At 63.3% G+C, this 23313-nt stretch carries 24 protein-coding genes; 13 read left to right on the top strand and 11 right to left on the bottom strand.

Going from position 1 to position 23313, the window contains the following annotated elements; all coding sequences use genetic code 11:
• Positions 1 to 62 precede the first annotated feature (62 nt).
• The 5 genes from HRQ64_RS00985 (at position 63) to HRQ64_RS00965 (ending at position 5021) form a co-directional block, all read left to right on the top strand.
• Complete coding sequence (locus HRQ64_RS00985; protein WP_172121670.1) at positions 63 to 839, top strand: ATP-binding cassette domain-containing protein; 777 nt, start codon at positions 63 to 65, stop codon at positions 837 to 839.
• Between the two features lie 54 nt (positions 840 to 893).
• On the top strand, positions 894 to 1904 hold the full coding sequence (locus HRQ64_RS00980) for a sugar ABC transporter substrate-binding protein (protein ID WP_127755386.1): 1011 nt from the start codon (positions 894 to 896) through the stop codon (positions 1902 to 1904).
• Between the two features lie 70 nt (positions 1905 to 1974).
• Positions 1975 to 2970 carry an ABC transporter permease gene (locus HRQ64_RS00975; RefSeq protein WP_127754933.1) on the top strand — a complete coding sequence of 332 codons (996 nt, stop codon included), beginning with the start codon at positions 1975 to 1977 and terminating at the stop codon, positions 2968 to 2970.
• Positions 2967 to 3743 carry an SDR family oxidoreductase gene (locus HRQ64_RS00970; protein WP_127754932.1) on the top strand — a complete coding sequence of 259 codons (777 nt, stop codon included), beginning with the start codon at positions 2967 to 2969 and terminating at the stop codon, positions 3741 to 3743. The genes HRQ64_RS00975 and HRQ64_RS00970 overlap by 4 nt, the downstream gene beginning before the upstream one ends.
• Positions 3744 to 3785: 42 nt before the next feature.
• Complete coding sequence (locus HRQ64_RS00965; RefSeq protein ID WP_172121669.1) at positions 3786 to 5021, top strand: FAD-dependent oxidoreductase; 1236 nt, start codon at positions 3786 to 3788, stop codon at positions 5019 to 5021.
• Between the two features lie 17 nt (positions 5022 to 5038).
• Here HRQ64_RS00965 and HRQ64_RS00960 read toward each other — a convergent pair whose 3' ends face one another.
• Complete coding sequence (locus HRQ64_RS00960) at positions 5039 to 6130, bottom strand: Crp/Fnr family transcriptional regulator (protein WP_172121668.1); 1092 nt, start codon at positions 6128 to 6130, stop codon at positions 5039 to 5041.
• Complete coding sequence (locus tag HRQ64_RS00955) at positions 6117 to 6485, bottom strand: response regulator (protein ID WP_172121667.1); 369 nt, start codon at positions 6483 to 6485, stop codon at positions 6117 to 6119. Before HRQ64_RS00955 ends, HRQ64_RS00960 begins: the two co-directional genes overlap by 14 nt.
• Before the next feature lie 614 nt (positions 6486 to 7099).
• Here HRQ64_RS00955 and HRQ64_RS00950 point away from each other — a divergent pair.
• A complete protein-coding gene (locus tag HRQ64_RS00950; RefSeq protein ID WP_172121666.1) occupies positions 7100 to 7273 on the top strand; it encodes a hypothetical protein in 174 nt (57 codons plus the stop codon).
• Between the two features lie 16 nt (positions 7274 to 7289).
• Here the strand turns inward: HRQ64_RS00950 and HRQ64_RS00945 are convergent, their stop codons facing one another.
• Positions 7290 to 9152, bottom strand: coding sequence for an adenine deaminase C-terminal domain-containing protein (locus HRQ64_RS00945; RefSeq protein ID WP_172121665.1), 1863 nt, complete (start codon positions 9150 to 9152; stop codon positions 7290 to 7292).
• Between the two features lie 199 nt (positions 9153 to 9351).
• On the opposite strand from HRQ64_RS00945, the gene HRQ64_RS00940 reads away from it, so the two are divergent.
• The 6 genes from HRQ64_RS00940 to HRQ64_RS00915 all read left to right on the top strand — a co-directional run bounded on the left by HRQ64_RS00940 (position 9352) and on the right by HRQ64_RS00915 (position 15388).
• Complete coding sequence (locus tag HRQ64_RS00940) at positions 9352 to 10389, top strand: ABC transporter substrate-binding protein (RefSeq protein WP_172121664.1); 1038 nt, start codon at positions 9352 to 9354, stop codon at positions 10387 to 10389.
• Positions 10390 to 10450: 61 nt separating this feature from the next.
• Positions 10451 to 11275 carry an ABC transporter permease gene (locus HRQ64_RS00935; protein WP_172121663.1) on the top strand — a complete coding sequence of 275 codons (825 nt, stop codon included), beginning with the start codon at positions 10451 to 10453 and terminating at the stop codon, positions 11273 to 11275.
• Positions 11272 to 12063: an ABC transporter permease gene (locus HRQ64_RS00930; RefSeq protein ID WP_127754924.1), complete on the top strand. Its 792-nt coding sequence runs from the start codon at positions 11272 to 11274 to the stop codon at positions 12061 to 12063. Before HRQ64_RS00935 ends, HRQ64_RS00930 begins: the two co-directional genes overlap by 4 nt.
• 12 nt (positions 12064 to 12075) lie before the next feature.
• The gene (locus tag HRQ64_RS00925; protein WP_127754923.1) at positions 12076 to 13143 is read left to right on the top strand and encodes an ABC transporter ATP-binding protein; all 1068 of its coding nucleotides are present in this window, start codon (positions 12076 to 12078) and stop codon (positions 13141 to 13143) included.
• Positions 13140 to 14465 (top strand): amidohydrolase, encoded by a 1326-nt coding sequence (locus tag HRQ64_RS00920; RefSeq protein WP_349236653.1) that lies wholly within the window; start codon positions 13140 to 13142, stop codon positions 14463 to 14465. The genes HRQ64_RS00925 and HRQ64_RS00920 overlap by 4 nt, the downstream gene beginning before the upstream one ends.
• Positions 14462 to 15388: a nucleoside hydrolase gene (locus HRQ64_RS00915; RefSeq protein WP_172121661.1), complete on the top strand. Its 927-nt coding sequence runs from the start codon at positions 14462 to 14464 to the stop codon at positions 15386 to 15388. The genes HRQ64_RS00920 and HRQ64_RS00915 overlap by 4 nt, the downstream gene beginning before the upstream one ends.
• Here HRQ64_RS00915 and HRQ64_RS00910 read toward each other — a convergent pair.
• Positions 15370 to 16536, bottom strand: a complete 1167-nt coding sequence (locus HRQ64_RS00910; protein WP_172121660.1) for a M20 aminoacylase family protein — start codon at positions 16534 to 16536, stop codon at positions 15370 to 15372. The genes HRQ64_RS00915 and HRQ64_RS00910 overlap by 19 nt on opposite strands.
• An 80-nt stretch (positions 16537 to 16616) precedes the next feature.
• Between HRQ64_RS00910 and HRQ64_RS00905 the strand changes: the two genes are divergently transcribed.
• Positions 16617 to 17309: a phosphoribosyltransferase gene (locus HRQ64_RS00905; RefSeq protein WP_172124717.1), complete on the top strand. Its 693-nt coding sequence runs from the start codon at positions 16617 to 16619 to the stop codon at positions 17307 to 17309.
• 63 nt (positions 17310 to 17372) lie between these two features.
• Here HRQ64_RS00905 and HRQ64_RS00900 read toward each other — a convergent pair whose 3' ends face one another.
• The 7 genes from HRQ64_RS00900 to HRQ64_RS00870 all read right to left on the bottom strand — a co-directional run bounded on the left by HRQ64_RS00900 (position 17373) and on the right by HRQ64_RS00870 (position 23300).
• On the bottom strand, positions 17373 to 17642 hold the full coding sequence (locus HRQ64_RS00900) for a DUF2312 domain-containing protein (RefSeq protein WP_127754919.1): 270 nt from the start codon (positions 17640 to 17642) through the stop codon (positions 17373 to 17375).
• 116 nt (positions 17643 to 17758) lie between these two features.
• A complete protein-coding gene (locus tag HRQ64_RS00895; protein ID WP_172121659.1) occupies positions 17759 to 18640 on the bottom strand; it encodes an N-acetylmuramic acid 6-phosphate etherase in 882 nt (293 codons plus the stop codon).
• Complete coding sequence (locus HRQ64_RS00890; protein ID WP_172121658.1) at positions 18637 to 19545, bottom strand: BadF/BadG/BcrA/BcrD ATPase family protein; 909 nt, start codon at positions 19543 to 19545, stop codon at positions 18637 to 18639. Before HRQ64_RS00890 ends, HRQ64_RS00895 begins: the two co-directional genes overlap by 4 nt.
• Positions 19545 to 20222, bottom strand: a complete 678-nt coding sequence (locus HRQ64_RS00885; protein ID WP_172121657.1) for a putative N-acetylmannosamine-6-phosphate 2-epimerase — start codon at positions 20220 to 20222, stop codon at positions 19545 to 19547. Before HRQ64_RS00885 ends, HRQ64_RS00890 begins: the two co-directional genes overlap by 1 nt.
• Complete coding sequence (locus HRQ64_RS00880; protein WP_349236652.1) at positions 20219 to 21082, bottom strand: carbohydrate ABC transporter permease; 864 nt, start codon at positions 21080 to 21082, stop codon at positions 20219 to 20221. The genes HRQ64_RS00885 and HRQ64_RS00880 overlap by 4 nt, the downstream gene beginning before the upstream one ends.
• On the bottom strand, positions 21079 to 21999 hold the full coding sequence (locus HRQ64_RS00875) for a sugar ABC transporter permease (RefSeq protein ID WP_172121656.1): 921 nt from the start codon (positions 21997 to 21999) through the stop codon (positions 21079 to 21081). Before HRQ64_RS00875 ends, HRQ64_RS00880 begins: the two co-directional genes overlap by 4 nt.
• Positions 22000 to 22061: 62 nt before the next feature.
• The gene (locus HRQ64_RS00870) at positions 22062 to 23300 is read right to left on the bottom strand and encodes an extracellular solute-binding protein (protein ID WP_172121655.1); all 1239 of its coding nucleotides are present in this window, start codon (positions 23298 to 23300) and stop codon (positions 22062 to 22064) included.
• Positions 23301 to 23313: the final 13 nt, after the last annotated feature.

Below are 23313 nucleotides of genomic sequence, written 5' to 3'. Positions count from 1 at the left end.
GCGGCAGATGGTGTGGTTGGCAGGTTGAACTGCCTATTCGTCGCGGCTTGCGGAGTGGCCGCGTGAACCAGCCTCTCCTCGAGCTCGATGGTATCACCAAGAGCTTTGGCGCCGTGGAAGCGCTGCGAGGAGTGTCCTTTTCCATTCGCAAGGGCGAGGTCATCGCCCTTCTGGGCGACAACGGCGCCGGCAAGTCGACTCTCGTTAAGATTATCTCGGGCGGGCTGGAGGCCAGTTCGGGCAGCATGCGGTTCGAGGGACGCGACTTCCGCCCCCGTTCCCCCTCCGAAGCCAAAACCGCCGGGATCGAGACGGTCTACCAGGACCTGTCGCTCTGCACCAATATCGATGTGGTCGGCAATTTTTTCATGGGGCGGGAGCTGACGCGCAAGGTGCTGGGCGTTCGCGTGCTCGATGAAGCCACCATGGAGCGGCAAACCGCCAAGGCGCTGGCCGATGCGGGCACGCGCATTCCCTCCCTGCGCACCAAGGTCGAGCATCTGTCGGGCGGGCAGCGCCAGGCGATTGAGCTCAATCGGTTCGTGCATTGGGGCGGCAAGCTGGTCTTGCTGGACGAGCCCTTTGCGGCGCTCGGCGTCGAGCAAACCCGGCGGGGCCTGCAGATGATCCGACAGGTCGCTGCGCAGGGGATCGGCGTCGTCATCATCACCCATATCATGCAGCAGGCTTTTCAGGTTGCCGACCGCATCGTGGTGATCCGCCAGGGCGTGGTGGCCGGCGATGTGGCGCGCAGTCAAACCAATGCGGACGCAGTGATCGGCATGATCACGGGCGAAACCTTGACCGGATCCGGACCGGCCCTGGGCGCGGGGCAGTAGCGATCCGGTTTGAGGAGCGATGTTTTGAACAAACTGCTGAAATCGACCCTGCTCATGGCGGCGAGTGGCGCGGCCTTGTTGAGCCCGGCCTATGCCCAGGACAAGGGCACGGTCTACTACATGGTCCCGACCCTTCTGGATGAATTCCAGACCGGCTCGGTCAGTGCGCTCGAAATGTTCCTCGAGCAGGTCGGCTACGACATGACGACGCTCAATGCCGACAACAAGACCGACTTGCAGCAATCGCAGATGAACGACGTCATCACCCTAGCCCCCACGGCCATTATCCTGGCAGCAGTGGACTTCAATGCCCTGGCGCCTTCCGTTGATGCGGCGCGGGCGGCAGGCATTCCCGTCATCCAGTTTGATCGGCAGATTTCCTCTACCGTTTCGGACTTCACCTCGGTCGCCGGCACGATCGAGATTGGCTATGTCGCCGCCCAAGAGGTCGAGCGGCTGCTGACCGAAAAGAACGGCGGGGTTAAAGGCAAGGTGCTGCAGGTGCTGGGCGACCCCGGTGACCCCTATACCCTCGATATTCAGAAGGGTTTTGAAGAGAAGATGGCAGCCTTTCCCGAGGTCACCATCATCAGCCAACCCGCCATGATGTGGGAAGCGAGCAATGCCGGCACCATTGTGTCGGACCAGCTGCTGGCCAATCCCGACATCGACATCGTCTTCAGCCACGCAGCGCATCTATCCGTCGCGGCCGTGGCGGCGCTGGAGTCGGCCGGCAAGCAGCCTGGCGATGTCCTGGTGATGAGCTCCAATGGTGCCCCGGTTGCGCTGCAGCTGATCCGAGATGGCTGGATGCAGGTGGAAGTCGAGCAGCCGCTTTATGCGCAGGCTGCGGCGGTGGCGATGTTCATGGACAAGATCGTTGCCAAGGAGCCCATCGAGCCCGGCGAATATGATGTGCTCGGGCTAACTTCAGCGGTGACGGTCGAAGACTGGGGCCCCACGATCAAGATTCCGGGTGCCGCGGTCACCGCCGAAAATGTGGATGACCCCGCTTTCTGGGGCAACGGGCAGCCGCCAGCACAGCCGATCACGCCGGTTGAATAACCATTGAACCCTCTGCTCCCTCCCCCATCGGGAGGGAGCCTTTGTCCATAGCCCTCCCGGAAGCTCATCCATGCCGCCTCGCCAACGCCAAGCGCTCGAGTTCGTGCTCGATAACCTTGTGTGGTTCATGCTGCTCGCGGTGCTGGCAATCTTTTCGGCTGTTATCCCGAACTATTTCCAGCCCGGCATCTTCGCCAACATCATCGAGCAATCCAGCGTTCTGGGTGTCATGTCCATTGGCCTGGCGCTGGTGATCATCGCCGGCCACATGGACTTATCGGTGGAATCGGTCGCCGCGCTCAGCGCCATGGTCACGGGGATACTCTTTGCTTCGTCTGGCATCGGCCTTGGCATAACTTTGACACCGGGCTGGCTGGTTGTGCCAGTCTCGCTTGGCGCCGGCCTGCTGGTGGGCGCCGCTATCGGCGTGCTCAACGGCTTTCTCGTGGTCAAGGTCAAGATGAATGCTTTCATCGTCACCCTGGCGAGTTTTATCTGGGTGCGGGGGCTGGTTGTGGCCTTGTCGGGCGGCCGCTCGGCGCAGAACCTGGCACCCGAATTGCGTTGGCTCGGTATTCAGCGCGTCCTTGGCATTCCCCTCACCGCTTACATCGCCATTTTCTGCTTTGTGGCCTTCTCCTTCATCCTGGCGAAAACCCGGTTCGGCCGGCACCTGCTGATGATCGGGGGCAATGAAGGCGCCGCGTTTCGCGCGGGCATCAAGGTCAACAAGGTGCTGATGGCAGCCTTTGTCCTTTCAGGGGCTATTGCCGCCCTGGCCGGTTGGCTCCTCGCCATTCGCACCTCGGGGGCTACCGCCAATCTGGGCGCCGGCATGTTGTTCAATGCCTTTGCCGCGGTGGTGATCGGGGGCGTCAGCCTCAAGGGCGGCGTAGGCTCGCTGCCCGGCGTTTATGCCGGCGTGCTGCTGCTCTCGTCGATCAACACTGCAATCAACCTCATGGGCCTGCCGGCTCATTACACCCAGGTCATCCATGGCCTTCTGGTCTTGGCGGCGGTGCTGCTCGATACCCTCAAACAAACCATCAGAAAGCAATTGGCATGAGCGACAGGCTGGCGGGCAAGACGGCCCTGATCATCGGGGCTGCCCGTGGCATTGGCAAAGGCATTGCGCTGCGCTTTGCCGAGGAAGGCGCCAACCTCGTTCTGGCCGATTGGGAAGCCGAGGCCGGTCGCGCCTCGGCCGAGGAGTTGGGTGCGCAGTTCATCGCCACCGACATTTCGCGGCTGGCCGATGCGGAAGCGGCCGTGGCTATGGCACTATCCGCCTATGGGCGGCTCGATATCATCGTGCAAAATGCCGGCGTTTATCCCTGGCAGCTGATCGAGGACACTTCGGAAGCCGATTGGGATCGCGTCATGGCGGTCAATCTGCGCGGCTCGTTCAATGCCGCCAAAGCGGCATTAGCGCCGATGCGGGCGCAAGGCTCGGGGCGGATCCTTTTTACCTCCTCGATCACCGGCCCGCATGTCACCAGCCCGGGCCACGGCCACTACGCCGCGACCAAGGCCGGCATCAACGGCTTTATCCGCTCGGCGGCGCTGGAGTTTTCCGCCTATGGCATCACCGTCAATGGCGTCGAGCCCGGCAATATCCTGACCGAAGCGATGCAGGAGCATCGCGGCCCGGCTTTCATCGCCGATATGGAAAGCGCCATTCCCCTGGGGCGGCTGGGCAGTGCCCGCGATGTTGCTAACGCGTTTTTGTTTCTGGCTTCCGACGAGGCCAGTTATATCACTGGCACCACCATTGTCGTAGATGGTGGTCAGTTGCTGCCCGAGGGCAACGACTTCCGCATGCGCCCCAGCGGCGTCTAGACAGCGGATCGCCAACATTATTGAGTTGAGTCGGAATTCTCCATGAAAGCAGATTGCGTTGTCCTCGGGGCCGGGATCGTCGGGGTCAGTGTCGCCATTCACCTTCTCAAGCGCGGCCGTTCCGTGGTGCTGCTGGACCGGGGGGAGGCCGGAAAGGAAACCTCCTATGGCAATGCCGGACTGATCCAGCGCGAAGGGGTGGCGCCGCATCTGTTTCCCCAGTCGCTGGTGACCGTACTCAATTATGGCCGCAACCAGAGCGTCGACATGCGCTTTCGCTGGCGCGACCTGCCCAAGTTGTCGCCGTTCCTTGCGCGCTATTGGTGGGCGTCGCGCTCGGGCTCCTATCAGAAGATCGTTGAGGACTATTCCAAGTTCATCGCCCATTCGGTGTCCGAGCATGCGCCGTTGATCGAGGAAGCGGGCGCCGGGGACCTGATCGGCAAGGCGGGCTGGATGGAGGTGTTCCGCACCGAAAAGGGTTTCCGCGCCGCCCTCGAGGAAGCCGAGGGGCATGGCCGCTATGGGCTGGAGCACCAGGCGCTCGACCAGCAAACGCTGCGCAGCCAGGAACCCCATGTCACTGCCCCACTCGTTGGCGCGGTGCATTGGACGCAGCCCTGGACGGTACGCGATCCGTTGGCGCTGACGCAGGCTTATCTGCGCTTGTTCATCCAGCTGGGCGGAAGGTTCGTGCATGGCGATGCGCTCAGCCTGCGTGAAGCGGCGCCGGGCTGGAGCGTCGACACAGTCGAGGGCCCGCTCCAGGCGCGCGATGCGGTGGTGGCGCTGGGCCCATGGTCGGGCGGGCTGCTGAGCAGACTGGGGCGGCACCTGCCGCTCGGGGTCAAGCGCGGCTACCACATGCATTACCGCCCGCGCGGCAATGCCACCATCTCCATGCCGATGTTTGATGAAGCGGGCTTCCTGATGGTGCCGATGCGCCAGGGCATCCGGCTCACCACCGGGGCGGAATTTGCCGCGCTCGATGCGCCGCCCAACCCTGTGCAGGTGGATGCCGCCGAGCCTTATGCGCGCGAGGGCTACCCCATTGCCGAGCGGCTCGATGCCAAGCCTTGGATGGGGGCGCGGCCCTGCACGCCCGACATGAAGCCCATAATCGGGCCTGAAGGGCGCAAGGGGCTATGGCTGGCCACCGGCCATGCCCATCATGGGCTGACGCTCGGGCCCGCCACGGGGCGGCTCCTGGGCGAAATGATGACGGGGGAGACCCCCTTTGTGGATCCAACGCCCTACAGTGTTGCGCGTTTCCGCTAAAGGCGCAAAGCCAGGCCTCAGGCCTGGCTTTTGCTGCGGTCGGGCACCAGCTGCACGCGGTGAAACAGGCTCGTCAGCGTTTCCACCGTGGCCTTGCGCTCGGGGGCATCGCCCGCCAACTCGTGCAGATCATTGGCGAGGCGGGTGAGCTTTTCAAATAGATCGTCAGCTTCCCCGCGCATGATGCCCGAGGACACGAATGACCAGGTCTTGAGCATCTGCTTGAAATCAGCCGCCTTGCGCCGGAAGGCGTCGGGCTCCTCGGACGCCGTCGGCGCGCGGCTGGGGATGAACTCGAAACTGTCCTCAATCCGGCTTTGCAGCACCGGGGTGGGCCGCGCTGGGGCCAGCTCGGCAGCCTGCTCGCCCAGATGCAGATAGCCGGGGGTGAATTCGCCGATTTCAGCCAGCTCGTCCCAGCGATGGATCGTCAGCACGCCATTGGAAAATTCGATCAGGTTGTCGGCGCGCAGCACCATCAGCGTGCGGTTGACATGCACCACGGACATCCCGGTCACTTCGGCAAGGTGGCGCTGCGAAAGGGGCAGGGGGCAGCTATTGCCCTGGGCAATGCCGGCGGCCTTGGCGCGGATCAGCAATTCGCAAAACAGATGCGCCAGCTGCCCGGCGGCATTCTTGATGCTGTTGCGAAGAAGCCAGATGCGCAGCATCGAGGCCTGCACCAAAGTTTCGCGCCACATCAGGCCCTGCAGGGACGGAAACTGCGCGAGCAGGTCGAGCATCTTGCGCTGCGGAATGAGCCCGACAATGGAGGGAACCAGTGCTGAAAGCCCCTGGTCCGCGATCGGCATCTGCAGCGTTTCCAGCCCCGGGGCATCGCCGCGCAGGTAAAGTCCGCAGATCTGGCGATTGCCGCGGGCATCGTCGTTGAAGCGCTGCAACACGCCATCGAGCACCACGACGATGCTGGACGCGTGCGACCCCAGCTGGGTAATTTCTTCATTGGCCGACAGCCGCACGGTGGAGCCCGTCAGGGCCAGCAGGCCAGTGCGCTCAGCGGGGCTTAGGGGGCCAAACAATCCCAGATGGCCGGCCAAGGCATCGCCGATGGCGGGCAGGCCCGAGCCTGAATGGTTACGCATAAGCATGTTGCTGCAATCCTTGCTTGATGGCTCGAGCCAGATCTTCGGTCGAGAACGGCTTGGCCAGCACTGGGGCGTTGCCACATTGGGTCGGCACGTCGGCGGGGGTGTAGCCGGTGGTGAAGACAACAGGGATGTTGCGATCGTGACAGGCGGCCGTGATGCCGAGGCTCGTGGTCAGGCCCAGATTGATGTCCAGCACCGCCAGGGCAGGCTTGTGGCTGTTGAGGTAAACAAAGGCATCCGCTTCGGAGTGGAGGCATCTCCCGACCGGCCAGCCGATTTCATCGGCCATTTCCTCGATCATCATGGCAATCAGGGGTTCGTCCTCAACGATCATCAGTTCCGCACCATCCGACATCGCCAACCTCCTGTTCATTGAACTATGTTAGTCAAACTCGAGAATTACGAAGCCATGTCTGCGCTTGTTGCCGTGCCGCTGATGGCGCCAGGAAGCGCTACAGGGCACTGCAGTTTAATTGTCTCGCCTGAGCCGGTCCGCTCAGGTTCGTGCAGCAATTCTGGCGTATAAAGCGGCCTGGATCGGGCAGTGACGTCCGCTCATGGCGAACGCAGCAGGGCAGCATCGCCTGTGGCGGCTGCGTCTCTAGGCGTCATCAACTCAGTCTTAGCACATCAGCCCCGATAGGACCAACTTGTATTAGCAAGCGTACCAAGTTGGACCCATTCCCCTTGGGTCCGGTCAGCCGGTTCATTTAATCGTGATGCAAATGGCTGGCGCCGGTCACGTCATCGATAGCACAGCATTGCTGGGGGCGTGCCGAGCCAGCCATCCCTGCACCAGATGCTTTCGCTATCTGTGCACACGCTGTCGATCCAGACCGGATATACGGCCCTGTCCAACGCCGTGCACCCGGTCCACGAGCGGTTGGCGCGCTGGCTGTTGATGTGTCACGACCGGGCCGAGGCTGATGAGATGGCGCTCACGCACGACTTTCTCGCGCTGATGTGGCCGTGCGCTGCCCCAGTGTCACCACGGCGCTCCACTCCCTTGAAGGGAGCCACTTCATTCGTGCGAAGCGCGGCTTCATCACCATTCGTGATCGCGAAGCGCCGGAGGCCTTTGCCGCCGATGCCTATGGCGCCCCCGAGGCAGAATATCGACGCGTGCTGGGCCCGTTGCACTAGGCGAGCCCAGCCACATCTACCAGACGATGGGGTGGGTGGCTCCGGTGGCAACATTGACGAACCCCTCCGGCGCGAGCGGCGAAGGGGCTACCAGAACCCAACGCCAGGGCGCGCAGGTGAGGGTGGCAAAGGCCAGCCGTTCGGGAAAGCCGGGCCACCAGCGCGGCGAAAAGGTCGGCTCGAACATCCACTCAATGGTTTCGCCCTGTCGGTAAAGCTCGGCCATTTCGGCATCGAGTTCGGCGGCCGGGCGGCAGGTCATGAGGCCCCCGACCTCATAGCGCACGGTGGCGAGCACTTCCCCGCTACGCACCAGGGCCCAGCCCCCTTGCGTTTGGCGCAGGGTATTGACCGCGAGCGCCATGGCCTCGTCCGACGAGCCCACAACCCAGATATTGTGCTTGTCGTGCCCCATGGAACAGGCCAGCGCCGTATCGGGCGTGGCCGGCCCGGTGCCCAGCCAGAACATGGCCGCGGTTTTGCCCTCCCCCGAAAACCGGTCAACAATGGCGAATTTGGTGATGTTGCGGGCAGTGTCGCGCTGCACCAGCCCATTCTCTACCTTGAGTTGGGTGGTGATGAAGTCATCGGCCCAGTGGAAAGGCCGCAACAGCGCAGCCTGAACCGTGTCGCGATCCGCAGGTGCGGGAATAGCGAAATCATCGGCCGTCATTTCCCGCTCGATATGGACCGTCTTTGTTGCCCAGTCGGGCCAGGTGATCTGGGGCAGGGCGCCGGTATAGCTTTTCCCCTGCGAGACCTGGGTGCCGTCAGCCCAGACCTGGTCAATGGCGAGCTTCTCAATGTCATCGAGCAGAACCAGATCGGCAAAGCGTCCCGGCGCGATAGCGCCGACCCAAGGCGTTAGCCGCATATGCCGGGCCGGATTGATCGTCACCAGTTGGATCGCGGTCTCGACCGGCAGCCCTGCGGCGATCGCCAGCCGGACATTGTGGTCGGTGGCCCCCAGCTTCATTGTATCGGAACAGGAGCGATCATCGGTGCACAGCGCGACATTGGACCATTCGCTCTGCCCGCGCTCAAGCAGGCCCGTGATCATTTCGGTGAGGGAATGGGGCCGCAATTCCATGAAAAGGCCGCGCCGCAGCTTGTCGCTGACCTCCTCGGCCGTCCAGGCTTCATGGTCCGACGCCATGCCGGCGGCGGCAAAGGCGTTGATGTCGTCGATGCCGCGCATCCCGGCCGCATGCCCTTCCACGACGCCGCGCTGCTCGAAGGTCGCGCGGATCATGCCCCAAAGCCGCTCATAGGAAGGGTTCTCGGGGTTCCAGACCGCCGGCCAGTCCATCACCTCGTCGAGCCCCGCCACCATCAACTGGCTGCGCAGGAACTGGGCCTGTTCGGCATAGCCGAAATGTCCGCCACCCCATTCATAGGCGGTGGGCGGAACGGCCGAGCCCGGCAAGGGGAAAATCTTCATGGGCGAGCCGGCCAGCCGTGCAGTCAGCCAGAATTGGAGATTGTGAGCGCCATTCACATTGGAAAATTCATGGCTAGCTTCGCAGGTCCAGGTGCAGCCATGCGGCAGCACCAGGGCCGCCTCCCATTCGGGCGTTAGATGGCTCGATTCAATATGCTTGTGCACTTCGCCAAAGCCGGGCACCGCCGCCAGATGCGAGCGATCGATCCGTTCCGCGACAGTTCCCGGATAGGCGCCGGCCGGACCCACCCAGGCGATGCGGCGCCCCGAGACCACGATCTCCTGATCCTCGTGCCAGTTGCGGCCATAGACATCGAGCACCTTTCCCACGCGAATGGCGCGATCGGCCGGGCGCTTGCCCAGTGCGACCAGGGCCAGGTTCTGCCGGATCGCGACTTCGTCTTCAGGGTTGATCAGCAGATCGCTTATGGTGGTCATATCAGTTCCGAGATACAGTTTGCCGCGCTGACAATGCGCTTGCCTGTCAATAAGAGGGATGGCGAGTAGAAGCCATCTTCCCATGACAGTTGCACAAAGATAAGGCTTGCGGCATATGCGACCCAAAAAACAGGCTTCTGCCGGCCGGGCCTGCGCTCCATCCGTTCGCGGACGGCACTCCGCGTGCAAAGGAATATCCATGTCGAAAACAGTTTCTTCCGTCTTCGCGGTTGCCCTTGCCGCCACTACCCTGATGGCTGCGCCCGCAATGGCGCAGGACAAGACCCTGACCATCTCCTGGTGGGGCTTCAATGGCGAAAAGCTCGAAACGCTGGTGCTCGCGCCCTTCCGCGAAATGTGCGATTGCGAGATCGTGTTCGAGACCGGCAATAACGGCGAGCGTCTCAACAAGCTGCAGATCCGCAATGGCGGTGGCGTTGACGTCGCCTATTTCTCCGACAGCTTCAGCCAGCAGGGGATTGAAGCGGGCCTGTTCCAGCAGATCGATCCGGCCAAGCTCCCCAATCTTGCCGGTCTCTATGACATCGCCAAGGACCCGCAGGGTGGGTATGGTCCGGCCTATACGATCGGCCGCGTCGGTATCGTTTACGACACCGCCAAGATCGCAACGCCGGTCACCTCCTGGAATGACCTTTGGAGCGAAGACCTCGCTTCCTCGCTCTCGCTGCCCGGCATCACCACCACGGCTGGACCGATGGTCGTGCTCAAGGCAGGCGATCATGCCGGCGTCGATGCCTATGAAGACACCGATGCCGCCTTTGCCGCCGTCGCCGAACTCAAGCCCAATGTGGTCAAGAACTACAACACCGGCTCGGAGATGATTAACCTCTTCTCGACCGGCGAGATCAGTGCTGCCATTGCGCAGGACTTCACCCTTGGCCAGATTCAGGCTGCCGTGCCGACCGTTGAATGGGCCGAGCTCGAGGAAGGCTCGATCGCCACGCTCAACACCGTCAACATCCCCAAGGGCGCAGCCGAGCCGGAACTGGCCTACCAGTTCATCAACTTCATCCTGTCGCCCGAAATCCAGCAGGTTCTGGCTGAAGAGGGCGTTGATGCTCCGGTGAACACCGCGGTGGAACTGACCCCCGAGCAGGCAGAACTCTGGACCTATGGTGCCGACACCATCGCCGGCCTGCAGCGCATCGACTATGCCAAGATGAACGCTGCCAAGTCCGGCTGGATCGAGCGCTGGAACGAAATCTTCGGCATGTAATCTCCAAGCGGGGCGCCTTAGCGCGCCCCGCAATCTTTGCTGGACTAAAGGGCCAGGTTGAATGAAGCGATTTTCAGGTTGGACCCTGGCCTCCCCCGCGACGCTGCTCGTGGTCGTCTTTCTGGTGCTGCCGGTGGTCGCCACCATCGTCACCACCTTCATGACGCCCAACGGCCCGCTGGCGCCGTATCTTGGATTTTTCGGCAGCGGTTTTCGCCGGACGGTGCTGTTCCGCACCATTCAGGTTTCGTTCATAGTTACGGCGATCGCGCTCATAGTTGGCTTCATAACGGCCTTTGTGATCAGCCGCGCGCCGGGTTGGCTCAAGTCGATCCTGATCATTGCCGCCGTGTTTCCGCTGCTGACCGGCGTCGTCGTGCGCTCCTTTGCCTGGCTCATCATTCTGGGCAAGAACGGCATTCTCAACAATTTCCTCGTCTCCGCCGGTCTCATCGGCGAGCCCCTGACCATGCTTTACACGCAAGGCTCGGTGATCGTGGCGATGGTCTATCTCTTTGTTCCCTTGATGATTTTGACCCTGGTGGGCGTGCTTGAATCTATCCCGGAGGACCTGATCCAGGCCTCCTCCTCGCTGGGCGCCAAACCCTGGGCGACCTTCACCCAGGTCATTCTGCCGCTCGCGGTGCCGGGCCTCATCGTGGGCGCGGTGCTGGTGTTCACCGGCAGCTTCACCTCCTATGCCACGCCCCAATTGCTGGGCGGCGAGCAGGTGATGATGATGGGCACGCTGATGTATCAGCAGGCCATGGTCACCTTTGACTGGGTCGCGGCTTCCACCATCGCGGCCGTCATGGTGGTGTTCACCATCGCCATTGTTCTTGTGATGACGCGCGTCGCCCGCCGTCTCAACCCGATGGCGGTATGATGACCCAAAAGCTGCACCCGGCCCTCATTGGCTTTACCGTCCTCGTGTTCATCTTCCTCATCGGCCCGCTCATCATCGTGGTGGGCTCGGCGCTGAGCGACACGACCTATCTGACCTTCCCGCCCCAAGGGCTGTCGCTGCGCTGGTTCGCCAATATCTTCGAGATCGCTGCGTTCCGGCGTACCATCATCACCAGCCTGCAGATCGCGTTCCTCTCGACCTTCATCGCGCTGCTGATCGGTATTCCCGCCGCCTATGCGCTTAATCGCTATCGCATCCAGCTGCCCGGGTGGCTGGCCACGCTGTTCGTGCTGCCGGTGCTGGTGCCTGAGCTGGTGCTGGGGTTCGCGCTCCTCAAGAATGTAGCGGTACAGTTCAACACCCCCATTTTCCTGACGCTGGTGTTCGGTCACAGCCTGCTCGTGCTGCCCTATGTGGTGCGGGTGATCAGCGCTTCGCTCGCCTCGTTCGACTTTTCGGTCGAGGAAGCGGCGATCAGCCTGGGCTCACCCCCGCTGCGCACCTTTTTCACCATCCTGCTCCCCAATGTGCGCTCGGGCGTGATCGCGGCCTTTATCCTGGCCTTCATCACCTCGATCAATGACGTGTCCATCTCCATTTTCCTCACCGGCCCGGGCATTTCCACACTCCCCATCCAGTTGCTGGCCCATATGGAGCAGTTCTTTGATCCTACCGTTGCTTCGGTGTCAGTGCTGCTGATGGTGCTGACCGTCGGGGTCATGGCGATTGTCGAGCGCACGCTCGGCCTTACCTTCCTTGCTAAATAGAGTGCCACGCGCGTGACCAAAGCTCTTTCGATCCAGTCGATCACTGCCCATTACGGCACGACCAAGGTGCTTGAAGATCTTTCGCTCGAGGTGGCGGAAGGCGAACTCGTCTCGCTGCTGGGCGCCAGCGGCTGCGGCAAGACCACGACCCTGCGTCTGGTGGCCGGTTTCCTGCAGCCCACTTCAGGCCGCATCCTGCTTGGCGGGGTCGACCTGACACGCCTGCCCGCGCATCGGCGCGATATCGGGCTGGTGTTCCAGAACTATGCGCTCTTTCCCCATATGAGCGTGGCCGACAATGTGGGCTTTGGGCTCAAGCAGCGCGGGGTTGCGCCGGCGGAAAAAACCAAGCGTGTCGCGGCCATGCTCGAGCGCGTGGGCCTCGCGCATCTCGCGAGCCGACTGCCCGGAGAGCTGTCGGGTGGGCAAAAACAGCGTGTGGCACTGGCGCGCGCCCTCGTTATTGAGCCGCCGCTGCTGATGTTTGACGAGCCGCTGTCCAATCTCGACGCCAAGCTGCGGGTCGATATGCGGGTCGAAATCCGCCAGCTGCAGCGCGCCAATGGCACGACCTCGGTTTACGTCACCCACGACCAGGAAGAAGCCTTTTCGATCTCGGATCGCGTGGCCATCATGCATGCGGGCCGCATCATGCAGCTCGATACGCCCGAAACCCTCTATCAGCGTCCAGCCAATGCGTTCGTCGCGCGGTTTGTGGGCTTTGAGAACCTGATCCCCATGCGCGTTGTCGAGCGGGATGGGGCGAAGATCACCGCCGAGGCTGCCGGTGGCGTGCGGTTGACGCTGGGCCTTGAGCAGTTCGGCGCCATTCCCGACAGCTTCACGCTGGCCTGCCGGGCCGATGGCCTTGTGGCAAGCCCTGACCTCGCCATGGAAGGCATTCCGGCGACGCTGGGGCTGCGCACCTATCTGGGTCGTGCCTACCAGTATCAGTGCGACACGCCCGCCGGCCCGCTGCTGGCCAATGGGCCGCTGACGCGGCCGCTCGAGATGGGTGGGCAGGCCAAGCTCGTGCCCGTGCCCGAGCAATGCACGATTCTGGCGGCAGAAACGGCGTGACCATTCTTTTCGTCAATGCCTGGGTGCTGACGCTCGACGAGGCGATGAGCGAGCACAATCCTGGCTGGGTGCAGGTGGATGGCACCACCATCACGGCACTGGGCGGTGGCGAGCCGCCCTCCATCGCCGGCGCCGAGATCGTGGATTGCGGCGGCGATATCGTCATGCCGGGCATGGTCAACACCCACTGCCATATGGGCATGGCGGTGTTCCGGGGCTTGGGCGAAGACGTGGATGATCGCCTGTACCGCTATATCCTGCCGCTTGAGCGCAAATTCGTGTCGCCCGAAATGGTGCGGGTCGGCTCGGCCCTGTCGGCGCTGGAGATGATCCAGGGCGGGGTCACCACCGTCGCCGACATGTATTATTTCGAGCAGGAAGTGGGTCGGGTAGCTGCGGCTTCGGGCCTGCGCGCCATTGTCGGCCAGACCCTCGCCGACTTCCAGCCGCCCGATCATCGCGACTGGGACGAGGGCTTTGCCCTGGTCGAGGCGCTGGTGGATGAGTTTGCCGGCCATCCGCTCGTCACGGCTTCGATTGCCCCGCATGCGCCATACTCCACCGGCCGCGCCACCATGGAGCGGGTAGCGCGATGGTCGGCGGATCACCCCGATATTCCGGTGCAGATGCATCTGGCCGAAAGCGATCTGGAAGTCCGCTGGGCGCAGGATAACCATGGCTGCTCGACGGTCGAGGTGACGCGCGAAGCTGGTTTGCTCAAGCCCAACCTCATCTGCGCGCACTGCCTGCAGCTCGATCATGCCGATATAACCTTGATGGCCGAGGCGCAGGTCTGCGTCGCGACCAATCCGCGCTCCAATGGCAAGGCCGGCCGCGGGATCGCGCCGGTGGAGGCCTTGCGCAATGCCGGTTTGCCGGTTGGCCTGGGCAGTGACGGGGCAATGAGCGGCAATACGCTGGATCTGTTTGCGCAATTCGCGCCGGTGTCGATGTTTGCCAAGCTCTTGGGCAAGTCGCGGCGGCCGCTGCCGGCGCGCGATGTCGTGCAGATGGCGACGATCGAGGGAGCCCGGGTGCTGGGGCTCAATCTGCAGACGGGTTCGCTCGAGCCGGGCAAGCAGGCGGACCTTATTCGCATCAGCCTTGCCGCGCCGCGGCTGCATCCGATCTATGATCCTTATTCGGCGCTGGTGTTTGCCGCCGTGCCCGGTGATGTGCTCGACACTATGGTGGCCGGCCGCTGGCTGATGCGGGACCGGCAGGTGCAAACGGTAGAGCCTAAGAAGGCGCTCCGCGACGCCTTGCAGATTGCCGACCAGTTCAAGGCCGAGATGGTCCTGCTTGACGAGCAGAAAGCTTGAGCGCGCCAGCAACCCCGCGGCGGGTGATCATCGACACCGATCCCGGGCTCGATGATGCGGTCGCGATCCTTTACGCTGTGGCTTGCGGTCGGTTCGAGGTGCTGGGACTGACGACGGTCGCGGGCAATATCGGTATCGAGGCGAGCACAAGCAACAGCCTTCGGCTGCTTGCCGCGATGGCGCGCAGCGATGTGCCGGTGCGCCGCGGTGCTGCGCAGCCGCTTCGTCGTGGCGGGGCGGAACTCACCTCCATTCACGGCGATGATGGGATGGGCGGCCTTACGCTGCCCCCGCCGCAAGCCCAAGCGCAAGGAGAAGCGGTCGGGTGGCTGGTCGAGCAATTGCAGTCGGCGCCTGCGGGGAGCGTCGACATCCTTGCCCTCGGGCCCCTGACCAATATCGCCCTCCTCGTGCGCGACCATCCTGATGCTGCGGCCCGCATGGGTCGGCTCATCGTTATGGGCGGAGCGGTGGACGAGCCCGGCAATATCGGGGCGCGTTCGGAGTATAATTTCGCCACCGATCCGGAGGCGGCGCAGATGGTGCTCGGAGCGGGGCTTGATCTCACCGTCATCCCGCTCGATGTCACCCGGCGCGTGCGGGTGCTTCCGGGGCAGATTGCCTCGCTGCGCGGCTCACGCGCGGGAGACCTTTGTGCCGAGATCATCGCGCTTTATTTCGGCACCGGCCGGGAAAGCCGGCCGCTCCACGACCCTTGCGTGATGCTGTTTGCGGTCGAGCCGGGTTTGTTCGGCCTCGACACCCTGAGCCTTGCCGTTGATGTCAGCGAGGGGCCCGAAGCGGGCGCCCTGGTGCGCTACCCGGACGGGCCGCCCATCAAGGTCGCGATGCGGGTCGATGGCCCCGGGGCTATCGAGGCCCTGAGGCATGGCCTCAATGCGGCTCAGCGCAGCTCTTGCTGAACCAGTGTGCTCCAAAAGCGGGCGCCGGTTGCAATGGCTTCGTCGTTGAAGTCGTAGCGCGAATTGTGGTGCAGCGCCCCATCCACTGCCGGACCATTGCCGAGCCAGACATAGGCGCCAGGCACCGCTGCGCCAAAGAAGGCAAAGTCGTCGCCCGCGGTGGAGGGGGGAAAGTCGGTCACCACCGGCCGGCCCGTTACGGCCTGCGCTGCCGCCAGGGCGCGACGGGTCGCGTCGGCATCGTTGATCACGGGCGGGATGCGGCGCAGGAATTTATAGTCCGCAGTGATGCCGAACATGGCAGCGGTGCCCTGCGCCAGCTGGCCAATTTCGGCTTCGAGCTGGTCGCGCACCGCGGCGCTGTAGGCGCGGGCCGTACCGCCGATGCGGACAGTGTCAGGGATGACATTGAGGGCCCGGAAATCGCCGCTCTCGATAGCGCAGGCGCTCACCACGGCGGGTTGCAGCGGATCGACGCGACGAGCGACGATGGTGTGGAGGGCAAGAAGGAATTGGCCGGCGGCGGTGACGGCATCGCGCCCCAGATGGGGCTTGGCACCATGGGTGCCGATGCCGCGGAACGTCACTTCCCAGCTATCGGACGAGGCCAGCTGCGGGCCGGCGACCACTGCCATCTCGTCGGGAGCGAGCCCGGGCATGTTGTGGAGACCATAAACAGCATCCACCGGGAAGCGCTCGAAGAAACCGTCATCGATCATGGCCTTGGCACCACCGCGTCCTTCTTCGGCGGGCTGGAAGATGAAATGTACTGTGCCCGAAAAGTTGCGCTCCCGGGCGAGGTGGCGTGCCGCCGCCAGCAGCATCACGGTGTGGCCGTCATGGCCGCAGGCATGCATGGTGTTAGGGGTCTTGGAGGCATAATCGCGCTCGGCCAGTTCAGGCATGGCCAGCGCGTCCATATCGGCCCGCAAGGCGATCGCCCTTGTGCCCGTGCCCACGCGCAAAGTGCCGACGACGCCGGTCTTGCCAAGGCCGCGATGCACTTCGATGCCGACCTCTGCGAGTTGATCGGCGACGATCTGGCTGGTGCGCGTTTCCTCAAAGCCCAGTTCGGGGTGGGCATGCAGGTCGCGGCGCAGCTCGATCATGTGCATGAGCTCGAAAGGGTCATTGCTGTTGGATTGCATCGAAAGCCCGTACTTGAAACACTAGCCCCCAGACATCGGCTCCCGGGTGGGGCCCTTGCAAGAGAAACCTTGCCGTGACCATCGAACCACACAGCTTTTGGCAGCAGATCGTGCCGAAGGGCACTTATCCCGGCGACCCGGAAGCCGGCTATTTCGGGGGCTATCCGGCCCAACTTGCGGATGGACGCGAATTGCTGCTGCCCATTCGCGTCCTGCCCGGCGATGGCACCAGGGCGGTTGCTTCCCTGATCATCAACCAGGCGAGCTTTGCCGTGGAAGATGCACTGGCCGAGCAATTGGCGGGGCTGCTCGCCCCTCATGCGCCCGATGTGGTGGTTGGGGTGCCGACGCTTGGTTTGCCGCTCGCCAATAATGTGGCGCGCCGGCTGGGCCACCCCCGGATGGTGGCGCTCGGAACTTCGCGCAAGTTCTGGTATGTCGAGGATCTCTCCGAGCCGATCAGCTCGATCACCAGCCCGGGACTGGGCAAGACCATGTTCGTTGATCCGCGCATGCTGCCCTTGCTGGAGGGCAAGCGGGTGGCGGTGATCGACGATGTGATCAGTTCAGGCACCTCGACAGGAGCCGTGTTGCGGCTGCTGGGGAAGGCCGGGATCGAGCCGGTGGTGATCGGGGTGGCGATGCTGCAGGGCACGCGGTGGCAGGAGCCGCTGGCGCCCTGGCGAGAGCGCATCGTGGCACCGCTGGCTTCGCCCTTGCTGCAGCGGGCGGGCGAGGGCCCGTGGCGACCATTGCCGGACGGGACCAGCTGACAGCAAAAAGCACCCCCAAGCTGGCTGGGAGTGCTTTTCCAAGCTCACGAGGCGAAGGCCGGCTCAGGCCGCCTTGGCGTCTTCGGTCTCGTCGGTGCGGTCCATGGCGCGCATATAGAGATCGAGCAGGGTTTCGTGCTCGTCACGCTCGTCCTGGTCCTGCTTGCGCAGCTTGATGATCTCGCGGATCACCTTGACGTCGAACCCTTCGCCCTTGGCTTCGGCAAAGATCTCTTTCTTGCCTTCGTTGAGTTCGGCGATCTCGCCTTCGATCTGCTCGATGCGTTCAACAAAGGAACGGATCCGTCCACCCGCAATACCAGCGTCGCTCATGGTGCCTCCTGGGTTTCAATGAGGTCGGCACTATTCGCGTCTGCGGGTTGACGGAAGGTAAACCATAAGCGGTTGTCCCGGGATCTTTGCGCGGACGCCGCGTAACGCGCGCCGGATTATTGCAGGGCGCGGCGCAGATTGCCGTCGACGCCGGCCAGAGCAGCTTCCGCGCCCGCCCGATCGAGCGACTTGAGCAGCATGACGGTGGCGATCTTGATGCTGCCGCCGGCAGCGGCGAGGGCCTCGGCGGCGGTGGCGTAATCGGTGTCGGTGAGGGTCGCGACCATTTTGGCGGCGCGGTCCTTGAGCTTGGTATTGGTGGGGCGCATCTCGACCATAAGGCCGCGATACACAAACCCCAGCCGGATCATCACGCCCGTCGAGATGCAATTGAGCGCCGCCTTTTGCGCGGTGCCAGCCTTCATGCGAGTGGAGCCCGAAAGGATCTCGGCCCCGGTATCGAGCAGCACGGCGATATCGGCCACTTCGCCCAGGCGAGCGCCTGAGTTGTTGAAGATGCTGATCGTCAAGGCACCCTTGGCGCGGGCATGCTGGACGCCGGCAATAGCATAGGGGGTGCGGCCGCTGGCGGCGAGGGCAATCACCACGTCGTTTTCGTTGACGCCGATGCCCTCGAGAGCCTCGATGGCCAGCTGCTCGCTGTCTTCGGCACCTTCGGCGGCGCGGAACACGGCATCTTCCCCGCCTGCCATGAGGCTGAGGGCCCGCTCATAGGGCCAGTTGAAGGTGGGGGGCAGTTCGGCAGCGTCCTGGGTGGCGATGCGCCCCGAGGTGCCGGCGCCGAGGTAAACGAGGCGACCACCACGGGCCAGCCGTTCGGCGCCCCGGTCAATGGCTTCGGCGATGGGGGCGCTGGCGGCCTGGACGGCACTGATCGCGCTGAACTGGCCTTCCAGAATGCCGGCAACGAGATCGGTGCTGGACCAGTCTTCGAGATTGGCGAAGCGCAGGGAGGCGGATTCGGTGGTGTGGCTCATAAAGGGGCCTCCTGTTGGTGAGTGGTTCTGGCCCATTGGGCTGCGTGGCTCGCGGCGTCGATCTGGGGGAAACTGACTGATGTTTCCGGTAGGGCAGCGGTCAGGCCGGATTTGATCAGGGGGTGGAGCGTCGTGATCCCACCCACAAAGGCGACGGGGAGCCTGCCGGCGCGCCCGATCAGCGCCTTGGCGAGACGGGCGAGTTCATCGGCGGCGCGCTCGAGGACCTCGGTTGCCAGTGGATCGCCGGCAGTCGCGGCGCGGGCCACGGCCTGGGCGAGGGTGCCGATCCGGCCGCGGTCGCTGCCATAAACAAAGGTCCGGGTCTGATCCCAGTGGTCGCCGCCCATCTCGGCAAAGAGTTCGCGCGCGAGGATGGCGGCATCGGCAGGGCCGCCGGTGGCATCGATGCGGCGATAGAGTTGATCTAGCGCGGTCAGGGCGATCCAGGTGCCCGAGCCGCCGTCATCGATCAGGAGCCCGCGACCGCCGACCCGGAGCATGGTGCCGTTGGCATCGAGATGCAGCCCGATCGAGCCCGTTCCCGCCGAGATGAGGTGCCCTTCGCCCGGAGCAAAGGCAGCGCGAAAGGCCAGTTCCATGTCATCGATGAGGCGAATGGCGCCTGCCTGGAGCTTGAAGCTGCTGCCGACCAGTTGCCGTGCCTCTTCATGCACGCTTTGGCCCAGCCCTGTAATGCCCAGGCAGGTAGCATGGATGGGCTCTTGAGGGAGCGCTGCGGCGATAGCGGCGAGGGTGGTGGCCAGTCGCTCGCGTTCAGCGGCATTAAAGAGATGGCCGGTGGCGCCGGCGGCCGAACCACGGGCGAGCGGGGTGCCAGTTGCATCCACCAGCACCCAGCGCGAGGCGGTGCCGCCGATATCGATGCCTAGAAAGCCTGCCATCAATGTGCCTCGGCAACCGCCCGGGCAAAGCCGCGGGTGATCTCGCGCGGATTGGTGATCATGGTGCCGACCACGACGGCATAGGCGCCAGCAGCGATCGCGGCTTGCGCCAGTTCGGGGGTGTTGAAGCGGCCTTCGGCGATGATGGGCGTCTTAACGGCGGCAGCAAGCGCACGGATCAGCTCGAAGTCGGGCAGGTCGGGCTTGGGCTGGGTGTATTCGGTATAGCCCGAGAGCGTGGTCGAAACATAGGTCGCGCCCATGGCCGCCGCCGCGATGCCCTCCTCCACCGTCGAGACATCGGCAAAGGTTTCAAGCCCAAGCCGGTCGCGGATATGGGCGATGATGGCAGCAGCTTCATCGCCATGGCGGGGGCGCGGGGTGCAATCCAACGCGATGATATCGGCACCGGCTGCCGCCAGCGCATCGGCGGCCGCAATGGTGGGGGTGATGTAAACGGGCACGTCCGGGGAAAAGACCTTGTGGATGCCGATCACCGGCAGACCCGCAGCTTTCACGGTGCGCACATCCTCGGGCCCATTGGCGCGAATGGCGCTGGCGCCCCCATCGCGTGCGGCCAGGGCCATGGCGCCCATGAACTGGGGACCATGCAGGGGATTGTCGGCCCGGGCCTGGCAGGACACGATGAGGCTACCCTGTTGCAGGCGCAGGCTCATTTGATGGCTCCCGAGGTCATGCCGCTGATGAACTGCCGGGACAGCACGATATAGATGATGATGATCGGCAGGGCCGAGAGCGTCAGGCCGGCATAAAGCACGCCGTAGTCGGTGGAATATTCACCCATGAAGGTAGTGAGGCCCTGGGGCAGGGTTTTCAGGCGATCGTTCTGGATGAACACCAGCGGGAAAAAGAAGTCGTTCCAGATCGGCACGACGTTCTGGATGCCGGCGATGACCATGGCCGGACGCACCAGGGGCAGCATGATCGACCACATGATCCGCGCCTCGCTGGCGCCATCCATGCGGGCGGCATCTTCAAGTTCATTGGGCAGGGTGCGAATGAACCCCGTCATGATGAAGATCGTCGTGGGTAGGCCCATGGCGGTATAAACAAAGATCAGCGAGAGCTGATTGTTGAGAATGCCGAGATCGCGCATCAGCATGAAGAGCGGGATGATGGCGAGCTTGAGGGGCAGGGTCAGGCCCGCGATGAAGAACATCAGGATAAAGCCGGCGCCGAAGAACTCGTAACGCGCCAGCGCATAGGCTGCCATCGTGCCGAGGGTCAGGATCAGTGCCATGGAGGCGCCAGTCACGACGAAGGAATTGATGAGGTACTGCAGGAAGTTGGTCTGGGTCCAGATCCGGCTGAAATTGACCAGATTGGTGAAATCAGGAATGCCGAAGGGCGAAGCGAAGATCTGCGGCGTGGTCTTGAAGGCCGAAAACATCATGATGACGATGGGCGCCAGCATGATGAAGGTATTGGCGATGAGGATGATCTGGACCAGCCCGTCGCGCCCTAGGGTGGCGATGAGGCCGGGACGATCGCTGTAAGTGCTGGTGACAGTGCTCACAACTGGATCTCCCGTGCGCGTAGGCGCACCGTGATGACGCCGGCGACGGCGGCAATGAAGAGGAAGATCAGCACGGCAAGGGCACTGCCCAGACCGAAGTCTTGCTGACCAGAGGACACATTACCGAAGGCGGTGCGGTAAAAATAAAGGCCCAGCACGTCGGTAGAGCCAAAGGGCGAGCCATCGAGCCCCGCCATCACATAGGGCAGCTCGAACCAGTTAAACGCGCCCACAAACAGCAAGACGAAGACGACGGTGGCGCTGGGCGCGACGAGCGGCCAGACAATCTTGGTGATCTTGACCCATTCGCTGCGGGTTTCCATGCGCACGGCATCGAGCATTTCCGTGGGGATGCGCTGCATGCCGGCGAGGAAGACAAGGGTGGGAAAGCCGACCATGTGCCAGGCATTGGCGGCGATCAGGGCCCAAAGCGCGGTTGAGCTTTGCCCGAGCCAAGGTTGCGCCAGTTCGCCCAGGCCCATGCCGCGCAGGCTGATGTTGACGACGCCGAACAGCGGATGAAGGAAGAGCTTGAAGAGATAGCCGACAATGATGGTCGAGAGCACGACGGGCAGGAACACCGCGACCCGGTGGAAGCGGGCGCCTGGCAGTTCGCGCCACAGCGCATAGGCGAGGAAAAAGCCCAGGCCGTTCTGCAGCACCATGAGGGCAAAAAAGACGATGATGTTGTGGGAGAAAGCGTTGCGGGTCCAGCTGGCATAGGGCTCGGCGAACAGCACGGTATGGAAGTTGTCGAGGCCGACAAATTCGCCGCGCAGCAGCCCGTTCCAGTCAAAGAAGGCATAAGCGAAGGCGGAAATGATCGGGTAGACGACGAACAGCGCCACAAAGGCCAGTGGCGGCACGATCAGCGCCGTGATCCAAAGCCCGCGCCCGGTGAGGCGAAGTTGCGGCATGGTGTTCTCCAGCTAGGATCTCCCCCGCCGGTGGGCGAGGGAGGGATTGGGCAAAGGGGTGATCAGTCCTGGAAGGGCTCGTACCAGACCTTGAGACCATCGGTGATGGCTTGGCCCGCGGCTTCCGGCGTGGTTTCGCCGGCGAACAGCTTTTGCACTTCGCTCTGGATCAGCACCGAGCCGGAGGGCTCGCCATAGCGGAAGGCAACCAGGAACAGGTAGGGGATCGAGCTGGTATTGAGCTCGGCAACCTCGGCCAGGAGCGGATCCTGGAACGTCACGCCCGGAGCGGTTGAGATGTTGTTGAGGTTGTCGGCAAAGGCCTGACCGAATTCGGTGCTCGCGAGATAGTTGATGAACTTGAGCGCCGCTTCCTTGTTGGCGCCGGCGGCATTGGCTGCATAGCCGCCGTCGAAATAGAGAGCGACAAGCTTTTCGTCCTCGGCAGTACGGCCGGGGGCGGCAAAGACGCCGAGTTCCAGATCGGGGTTCTGGGCGCGGAAGGTGGCCAGCTCATAGGAGCCGCCGCCAAACATCGCCGCCATGCCCGAGGAGAACAGCTGCTGGGCGCTGGCATAATCAAGGCCGATAAAGCCGTCCGGGAAGTACTGTGACAGGTCTTTGAGAGCGGCCAGGGCACTGGTGAAGCGCTCATCGGTGAAATCGGTTTCGCCCGACATGATATCGGCAACGAAATCCTTGCCCATCAGCGAGGACACGAAGTCGAAGGTCACGGTCTCGTTCTGCCAGGCAGTGGCGGTGCCATTGGCGATCGGGATGATGCCGCTGTCCTTGAGCTTCTGGCTCAGCGCCATGAACTCGTCCCAGGTCTGGGGTTCGCTGAGGCCTGCATCATCGAAAATCTTCTTGTTGTAGATCACGAGCTGAGTCTGGCTGGCGAAGGGCACGGCATAGACCTTGCCGTCGGCGCGCACGGTTTCGGCGGCCAGCGCTTCGGGCGTGTAGTTGGCCAGAGCCGGCACGATTTCGGTCGTCAGCGGCTCGAGATAGCCGGGCACGGCGATGTTTTCGAGCCCCCCATAGGCGCGGACCATCATCAGGTCGGGCCCGCTGCCGCCGGCGAGAGCCGTGGCGAGAATGGTGTTGTAGTTCGTGGCTTCGAAGGTTTCGAAGTTTACGGTGATGCCGGGATTGGCGGCTTCGAACGTGTCGATGAACTGGTCATACTGGGCGCGATCTTCCTGGCGCCAGCTCCAGAAGGTCAGGTCCTGCGCCAGTGCGGGCGCCGCGACGGTGATGGCGGCCAGTGCGGCGCCGATCCGAATGAGTGTGCTTGGCATTTCAACTCCCTTG

This window comes from Devosia sp. 919 (assembly GCF_013185965.1).
In the GTDB taxonomy this organism is placed as follows: Bacteria; Pseudomonadota; Alphaproteobacteria; order Rhizobiales; family Devosiaceae; genus Devosia.
The sequence above is the reverse complement of the archived record's forward strand: the minus strand, read 5'-3'. Positions and strand labels throughout refer to the sequence as shown.

Excerpts from the sequence above, each read along its gene's own strand:
- HRQ64_RS00980 (WP_127755386.1), top strand. The coding sequence starts at position 894 with ATGGCGGCGAGTGGCGCGGCCTTGTTGAGCCCGGCCTATGCCCAGGAC.
- HRQ64_RS00870 (WP_172121655.1), bottom strand. The coding sequence starts at position 23,300 with ATGCCAAGCACACTCATTCGGATCGGCGCCGCACTGGCCGCCATCACC.
- HRQ64_RS00910 (WP_172121660.1), bottom strand. The coding sequence starts at position 16,536 with ATGCAATCCAACAGCAATGACCCTTTCGAGCTCATGCACATGATCGAG.
- HRQ64_RS00875 (WP_172121656.1), bottom strand. The coding sequence starts at position 21,999 with ATGCCGCAACTTCGCCTCACCGGGCGCGGGCTTTGGATCACGGCGCTG.
- HRQ64_RS00945 (WP_172121665.1), bottom strand. The coding sequence starts at position 9,152 with ATGACCACCATAAGCGATCTGCTGATCAACCCTGAAGACGAAGTCGCG.
- HRQ64_RS00970 (WP_127754932.1), top strand. The coding sequence starts at position 2,967 with ATGAGCGACAGGCTGGCGGGCAAGACGGCCCTGATCATCGGGGCTGCC.
- HRQ64_RS00940 (WP_172121664.1), top strand. The coding sequence starts at position 9,352 with ATGTCGAAAACAGTTTCTTCCGTCTTCGCGGTTGCCCTTGCCGCCACT.
- HRQ64_RS00895 (WP_172121659.1), bottom strand. The coding sequence starts at position 18,640 with ATGAGCCACACCACCGAATCCGCCTCCCTGCGCTTCGCCAATCTCGAA.
- HRQ64_RS00900 (WP_127754919.1), bottom strand. The coding sequence starts at position 17,642 with ATGAGCGACGCTGGTATTGCGGGTGGACGGATCCGTTCCTTTGTTGAA.
- HRQ64_RS00955 (WP_172121667.1), bottom strand. The coding sequence starts at position 6,485 with ATGTCGGATGGTGCGGAACTGATGATCGTTGAGGACGAACCCCTGATT.
- HRQ64_RS00935 (WP_172121663.1), top strand. The coding sequence starts at position 10,451 with ATGAAGCGATTTTCAGGTTGGACCCTGGCCTCCCCCGCGACGCTGCTC.
- HRQ64_RS00930 (WP_127754924.1), top strand. The coding sequence starts at position 11,272 with ATGATGACCCAAAAGCTGCACCCGGCCCTCATTGGCTTTACCGTCCTC.
- HRQ64_RS00960 (WP_172121668.1), bottom strand. The coding sequence starts at position 6,130 with ATGCTTATGCGTAACCATTCAGGCTCGGGCCTGCCCGCCATCGGCGAT.
- HRQ64_RS00885 (WP_172121657.1), bottom strand. The coding sequence starts at position 20,222 with ATGAGCCTGCGCCTGCAACAGGGTAGCCTCATCGTGTCCTGCCAGGCC.
- HRQ64_RS00890 (WP_172121658.1), bottom strand. The coding sequence starts at position 19,545 with ATGGCAGGCTTTCTAGGCATCGATATCGGCGGCACCGCCTCGCGCTGG.
- HRQ64_RS00975 (WP_127754933.1), top strand. The coding sequence starts at position 1,975 with ATGCCGCCTCGCCAACGCCAAGCGCTCGAGTTCGTGCTCGATAACCTT.
- HRQ64_RS00965 (WP_172121669.1), top strand. The coding sequence starts at position 3,786 with ATGAAAGCAGATTGCGTTGTCCTCGGGGCCGGGATCGTCGGGGTCAGT.